Source organism: Rhodovulum tesquicola, assembly GCF_024128855.1.
Lineage (GTDB): Bacteria > Pseudomonadota > Alphaproteobacteria > Rhodobacterales > Rhodobacteraceae > Rhodovulum > Rhodovulum tesquicola.
Genome location: NZ_JAMYDV010000044.1, coordinates 1 through 5,846, shown reverse-complemented (window position 1 = coordinate 5,846; position 5,846 = coordinate 1). Strand labels below are relative to the sequence as shown.

Annotated in this window: 11 protein-coding genes and 1 pseudogene; 11 read left to right on the top strand and 1 reads right to left on the bottom strand. The window is 64.8% G+C overall.

Annotated elements, in window-relative coordinates:
- The 10 genes from NHN26_RS17760 to rplP form a co-directional block, all read left to right on the top strand.
- Window positions 1-83: EF-Tu C-terminal domain-related protein (locus NHN26_RS17760; RefSeq protein ID WP_092685645.1), on the top strand; the 83-nt coding region annotated here is incomplete at its 5' end.
- A gap of 55 nt (window positions 84-138) precedes the next feature.
- On the top strand, window positions 139-447 hold the full coding sequence (gene rpsJ, locus NHN26_RS17095; protein ID WP_132696069.1) for a 30S ribosomal protein S10: 309 nt from the start codon (window positions 139-141) through the stop codon (window positions 445-447).
- Window positions 448-460: 13 nt separating this feature from the next.
- Window positions 461-1,192 (top strand): 50S ribosomal protein L3, encoded by a 732-nt coding sequence (gene rplC / locus NHN26_RS17090; protein ID WP_253090518.1) that lies wholly within the window; start codon window positions 461-463, stop codon window positions 1,190-1,192.
- On the top strand, window positions 1,189-1,809 hold the full coding sequence (gene rplD / locus NHN26_RS17085) for a 50S ribosomal protein L4 (protein ID WP_253090517.1): 621 nt from the start codon (window positions 1,189-1,191) through the stop codon (window positions 1,807-1,809). Before rplC ends, rplD begins: the two co-directional genes overlap by 4 nt.
- Entirely contained in the window at window positions 1,806-2,102 is a 297-nt protein-coding gene (locus NHN26_RS17080; RefSeq protein WP_253090516.1) for a 50S ribosomal protein L23, read from the top strand. Before rplD ends, NHN26_RS17080 begins: the two co-directional genes overlap by 4 nt.
- 119 nt (window positions 2,103-2,221) lie before the next feature.
- Window positions 2,222-3,061 (top strand): 50S ribosomal protein L2, encoded by an 840-nt coding sequence (rplB, locus tag NHN26_RS17075; protein WP_253090515.1) that lies wholly within the window; start codon window positions 2,222-2,224, stop codon window positions 3,059-3,061.
- A gap of 3 nt (window positions 3,062-3,064) precedes the next feature.
- Window positions 3,065-3,343 (top strand): 30S ribosomal protein S19, encoded by a 279-nt coding sequence (rpsS, locus tag NHN26_RS17070; protein WP_132696074.1) that lies wholly within the window; start codon window positions 3,065-3,067, stop codon window positions 3,341-3,343.
- 5 nt (window positions 3,344-3,348) lie between these two features.
- A complete protein-coding gene (gene rplV, locus NHN26_RS17065; RefSeq protein WP_132696075.1) occupies window positions 3,349-3,729 on the top strand; it encodes a 50S ribosomal protein L22 in 381 nt (126 codons plus the stop codon).
- Window positions 3,729-4,442 carry a 30S ribosomal protein S3 gene (rpsC, locus tag NHN26_RS17060; RefSeq protein ID WP_132696076.1) on the top strand — a complete coding sequence of 238 codons (714 nt, stop codon included), beginning with the start codon at window positions 3,729-3,731 and terminating at the stop codon, window positions 4,440-4,442. Before rplV ends, rpsC begins: the two co-directional genes overlap by 1 nt.
- Before the next feature lie 11 nt (window positions 4,443-4,453).
- Entirely contained in the window at window positions 4,454-4,867 is a 414-nt protein-coding gene (rplP, locus tag NHN26_RS17055; RefSeq protein ID WP_132546667.1) for a 50S ribosomal protein L16, read from the top strand.
- Between the two features lie 328 nt (window positions 4,868-5,195).
- Here rplP and NHN26_RS17050 read toward each other — a convergent pair.
- A pseudogene (locus tag NHN26_RS17050) lies at window positions 5,196-5,739 on the bottom strand (ATP-binding protein); the annotation flags it as partial.
- On the opposite strand from NHN26_RS17050, the gene NHN26_RS17045 reads away from it, so the two are divergent.
- On the top strand, window positions 5,668-5,841 hold the full coding sequence (locus NHN26_RS17045; protein WP_253090519.1) for a hypothetical protein: 174 nt from the start codon (window positions 5,668-5,670) through the stop codon (window positions 5,839-5,841). The pseudogene NHN26_RS17050 and the gene NHN26_RS17045 sit on opposite strands and share 72 nt — an antisense overlap.
- Window positions 5,842-5,846: the final 5 nt, after the last annotated feature.

The window sequence follows — 5,846 nt, the reverse complement described above, 5'->3', positions numbered from 1 at the left end:
CGATGGAGGAGAAACTCCGCTTCGCCATCCGCGAAGGCGGCCGCACCGTCGGCGCCGGCGTCGTCTCCAAGATCATCGAGTAACCGAAATCACGGCCGGGCCGGCAAAAGCCGGCCCATCAGCCCGAGGGCAAGAAACATGCAAAGTCAGAATATCCGCATTCGGCTGAAGGCCTTCGATTACCGCGTTCTGGATGCCAGCACCGCGGAGATCGTGAACACGGCCAAACGGACCGGCGCGCAGGTGCGCGGCCCGATCCCGCTGCCGAACAAGATCGAGAAGTTCACCGTTCTGCGCGGCCCGCATATCGACAAGAAGTCGCGCGACCAGTGGGAAATCCGCACGCACAAGCGGCTTCTCGACATCATCGACCCGACGCCCCAGACCGTGGACGCGCTCATGAAGCTCGATCTCGCGGCCGGTGTGGACGTCGAGATCAAGGTTTGAGGAGGGCACCCGGATGCGCTCTGGAGTGATCGCAAAGAAGCTGGGCATGACCCGGCTGTTCATGGAAGACGGGCGGCAGGTGCCGGTCACCGTCCTTCAACTCGACGGCTGCCAGGTCGTCGCGCAGCGTACGACCGAGAAGGATGGCTATACGGCCGTTCAACTCGGCTCGGGCAACGCCAAGGCCAAGCGGGTGACGGCGCCGATGCGCGGTCATTTCGCCGCGGCCAATGTCGCGCCCAAGCGCAAGCTTGCCGAGTTCCGGGTGGCCCCCGAGAACCTGATCGCCGTCGGTGAGGAGATCACCGCCGATCACTATTTCGAGGGCCAGTATGTGGACGTGTCGGGCACCTCGATCGGCAAGGGTTTTGCCGGTGCGATGAAACGGCACAATTTCGGCGGGCTGCGTGCCTCGCACGGTGTGTCGATCAGCCACCGCAGCCACGGCTCGACCGGGCAGTGCCAGGATCCGGGCCGCGTGTTCAAGGGCAAGAAGATGGCCGGCCACATGGGCGCAGCCCGCGTGACCACGCAGAACCTGCAGGTCGTGCGCACCGATGCCGACCGGGGCCTGATCATGGTCAAGGGCGCGGTGCCGGGTGCCAAGGGCGGCTGGGTCACGATCAAGGACGCGGTCAAGAAGCCCGCGCCCGAGAACCTCGTTCTGCCCGCCGCGCTGAAATCGGCCAATGCTGCGGCCGCCGCGCCCGCCGAGGCCGCGCCCGCCGAAGGGGGTGAGGAATGAAACTCGACGTGATCAAACTGGATGGCGCCAAGGCCGGCACCGTGGAACTCGGCGACGAGATCTTCGGCCTGGAACCGCGCGCCGACATCCTGCACCGTGTGGTCCGCTGGCAGCGCAACAAGGCGCAGGCCGGCACCCACAAGGTCAAGACCCGGTCCGAGACCAGCTACTCGACCAAGAAGATTTATCGCCAGAAGGGCACCGGTGGCGCACGCCACGGCGACCGGAACGCGCCGATCTTCCGCAAGGGTGGCGTCTACAAGGGTCCGACGCCGCGCAGCCACGCCCATGACCTGCCCAAGAAGTTCCGGGCGCTGGGTCTGAAGCACGCGCTGTCGGCCAAGGCGAAGGCGGGCGAGCTGGTGGTGCTGGATTCGGCCGAACTGGCCGCGCCCAGGACCGCCGAACTGGCCAAGTCGCTGAAGTCGCTGGGCTGGAAGCGTGTCCTGATCATCGACGGCGCGCAGGTGAACGAGAACTTCGCCATGGCCGCGCGCAACATCGAGGGGATCGACGTGCTGCCCTCGATGGGCGCCAATGTCTATGACATCCTCCGCCGCGACACGCTGGTGTTGACCAAGGCGGGTGTCGAAGCTCTGGAGGCTCGACTGAAATGAGCACGAAGGCAGAACATTACGACGTGATCCGCAAGCCGATCATCACCGAAAAGGCGACCATGGCCTCCGAGGCCAACGCGGTCGTGTTCGAGGTGGCGATCGACGCCAACAAGCCCGCGATCAAGGAGGCCGTCGAAAGCCTTTTTGGCGTCAAGGTGAAGGCGGTAAACACGACGATCACCAAGGGCAAGACCAAGCGGTTCAAGGGCATCCTCGGGCGCCGCAAGGACGTGAAGAAGGCCTATGTGACGCTCGAAGAGGGCAACACCATCGACGTTACCACCGGGCTCTGATAAACGAGCCCGACTCAGCGGCCCCGGGGCATCCGGGGCCTGCTGCATTCAAGACCGGGGCGTCTTTGCCCCAGACGGAAACGGGACCTTTGGTCCGAAGCTGACGGAAGACAGAAAGCATGGCACTCAAGTCGTACAAGCCGACGACGCCGGGCCAGCGTGGGCTGGTGCTGATCGACCGTTCGGAGCTTTGGAAAGGTCGCCCGGTCAAGGCTCTCACCGAGGGTCTGACCAAGAAGGGCGGCCGGAACAATACCGGACGGATCACGATGCGCCGCCGCGGCGGCGGGGCGAAACGCCTCTACCGGATCGTTGATTTCAAGCGGACCAAGTTCGACATGGCCGCAACGGTGGCCCGGATCGAATATGACCCGAACCGCACCGCCTTCATCGCGCTGATCCAGTACGAGGATGGCGAGCAGGCCTATATCCTGGCGCCGCAGCGTTTGGGCGTGGGCGACAAGGTGATCGCCTCGACCAAGGCTGACGTGAAGCCCGGCAACGCAATGCCCTTCACCGGCATGCCGATCGGCACGATCGTCCACAATATCGAGATGAAGCCCGGCAAGGGCGGCCAGATCGCACGCGCCGCGGGCACCTATGCCCAGTTCGTCGGCCGCGATGGCGGCTACGCCCAGCTGCGCCTGTCCTCGGGAGAGCTGCGGATGGTGCGCCAGGAATGCATGGCGACCGTCGGCGCGGTCTCGAACCCCGACAACTCGAACCAGAACCTCGGCAAGGCCGGGCGCAACCGGCACCTGGGCAAGCGTCCCTCGGTCCGCGGCGTCGTGATGAACCCGATCGACCACCCCCATGGCGGCGGCGAAGGCCGCACCTCGGGCGGCCGTCACCCGGTCACCCCCTGGGGCAAGCCGACCAAGGGCGCCAAGACCCGCCGCAACAAGGCGACGGACAAGTACATCCTCCGCTCCCGTCACGCGCGCAAGAAGGGTCGCTAAGCCATGACACGTTCCGTTTGGAAAGGCCCCTTCGTCGACTCCTATGTCCTGAAGAAGGCCGAGAAAGCCCGCGAATCCGGCCGCAACGAGGTCATCAAGATCTGGTCGCGCCGCTCCACCATCCTGCCCCAGTTCGTCGGGCTGACCTTCGGCGTCTATAATGGCCAGAAGCATATTCCGGTCAACGTGACCGAGGACATGATCGGCCAGAAATTCGGGGAATACTCGCCGACGCGGACCTATTACGGGCACGCGGCCGACAAAAAAGCGAAGAAGAGGTAATCGCCATGGGCAAGGACAAGAACCCCCGCCGCGTGGCCGAGAATGAGGCGATGGCCAAGGCGCGCATGCTGCGCACCTCGCCGCAGAAACTCAACCTCGTCGCCGCGATGATCCGTGGCAAGAAGGTGGATCGCGCGCTGGCCGATCTGACCTTCTCGAAGAAGCGGATCGCCGAGGACGTGAAGAAATGCCTTCAGTCCGCGATCGCCAATGCCGAGAACAACCACAACCTCGATGTGGACGAACTGATCGTGGCCGAGGCCTATGTCGGCAAGAACCTGACGCTGAAACGCGGCCAGCCGCGCGCCCGTGGCCGGTTCGGCAAGATCGTCAAGCCGTTCTCGGAACTCACCATCAAGGTCCGCCAGGTCGAGGAGCAAGTCTGATGGGTCACAAGGTCAATCCGATCGGCATGCGCCTCCAGGTGAACCGCACCTGGGACAGCCGCTGGTATGCCGACACCAAGGAATACGGCAACCTGCTGCTGGAAGACCTGGCCATGCGCGACTTCATCCGTGAAGAGTGCAAGCAGGCCGGCGTCAGCCGCATCATCATCGAGCGCCCGCACAAGAAATGCCGGGTGACGATCCACACCGCGCGTCCCGGCGTGATCATCGGCAAGAAGGGCGCCGATATCGAAGGGCTGCGCAAGAAGCTGGCCAACATGACGGCGAGCGAGCTGCATCTCAACATCGTCGAGGTGCGCAAGCCCGAGCTTGACGCCCAGCTGGTGGCCGAATCCATCGCCCAGCAACTGGAGCGCCGGGTCAGCTTCCGCCGCGCGATGAAACGCTCGGTTCAGAACGCCATGCGCATGGGCGCGCTCGGCATCCGGGTCAACGTCGCGGGCCGCCTCGGCGGCGCCGAGATCGCGCGGACCGAATGGTATCGCGAGGGCCGGGTGCCGCTGCACACGCTGCGCGCCGACATCGACTATGCCCTGGCCGAGGCGTCCACGCCCTACGGCATCATCGGCATCAAGGTCTGGATCTTCAAGGGCGAGATCATGGAGCATGATCCCTCCGCCCGCGATCGCCGCCAGGCCGAGCTGCAGGAAGGTGGCGCCCCGTCGCGTCCGCGCCGCGAGCGCGAGCGCTAAGGAGAGAAGAGATGCTGCAACCAAAGCGCACGAAATTCCGCAAGATGCACAAGGGCCGGATCCACGGCCAGGCCAAGGGCGGGTTCGACCTCAATTTCGGCTCGTTCGGGCTGAAGGCGACCGAGCCCGAGCGCGTCACCGCGCGCCAGATCGAGGCCGCCCGCCGGGCCATGACGCGCCACATGAAGCGTCAGGGCCGGGTCTGGATCCGCATCTTCCCCGACACTCCCGTCTCGTCGAAACCGACCGAGGTGCGGATGGGTAAGGGGAAAGGCTCCGTCGATTTCTGGGCGGCCAAGGTCAAGCCCGGCCGGATCATGTTCGAGATCGACGGCGTGTCCGAAGCGGTCGCCCACGAGGCCCTGCGCCTCGCGGCGATGAAGCTGCCGATCAAGACCCGGATCGTGCATCGCGAGGACTGGTAAGCCCAGGGCGGGGTGACCCCTGCCCGACGAAATCGACCCCCGCCGCGTGCCGCGGCGGGGGTCATTTTTTTCTCGGTTCAGGTAGGTCCCGGCAACGTTGCACCTGGATGGGAACCTGGTATCGCAACCCGTCATCCGTCGGCTCATGGTCGCTGGTAAGCGCCCGATTTTCAACGCGGCGGTTGATGCTTGACGCGTTCGATGATGCTGGGATCGTAGATTGTCAATCGGCATGCAATCGGGACCCCTGATCGGCGCGTAAAAGGGACCCCTCTTTCCTGCGGGTAGCCGGCCCGAGGCGGCGGAGCTTTCAAGTGGCGCAGACGGCTCAGGCGCGGGTCTTGAAGCGCCGGCTCTCGTTGCCGGTCTCGACGATGTCGCAGTGGTGGGTGAGGCGATCGAGAAGCGCGGTCGTCATCTTGGCGTCACCGAACACTGTGGGCCATTCGCCGAAGTCGAGGTTCGTCGTGACGATGATCGAGGTGCGCTCGTAGAGACGGCTTATCAGGTGGAACAGGAGCTGGCCGCCGGTTTGCGCGAAGGGGAGATAGCCGAGTTCGTCCAGGAGTGAGCCATCGCGTCGCCATGCGTTCGAGACCGATGGCGAACAAGTCGAGCCGGCACAGCAGATCGGCCGGCCTTCCCTGGCGGTCGGCGCGGGCCTCGGCATCGAGCTTGTTGACGAGGTCCACGACGTTGAAGAACCGGCCCCGTCGGCCGCTGCGGATACAGGCCCGGGCGATCGCGACGGCCAGGTGCGACTTGCCCGTTCCGGTCCCGCCGATCAGCACGACGTTGCGTTGCTGATCGAGGAAGTCGCCGCCGGCGAGATCACGGACGAGGGTCTCGTTGTGAGGTGGTCCCCAGAAACTGGACAGTTTGCTAAGCTTGCCGCCGAGGAAGACGAGGACGAACAGCGTGGCTGGCAAACGGAAGAACTACAGCGCGGACTTCAAGGCGAAGGTGGCGCTTGAAGCCA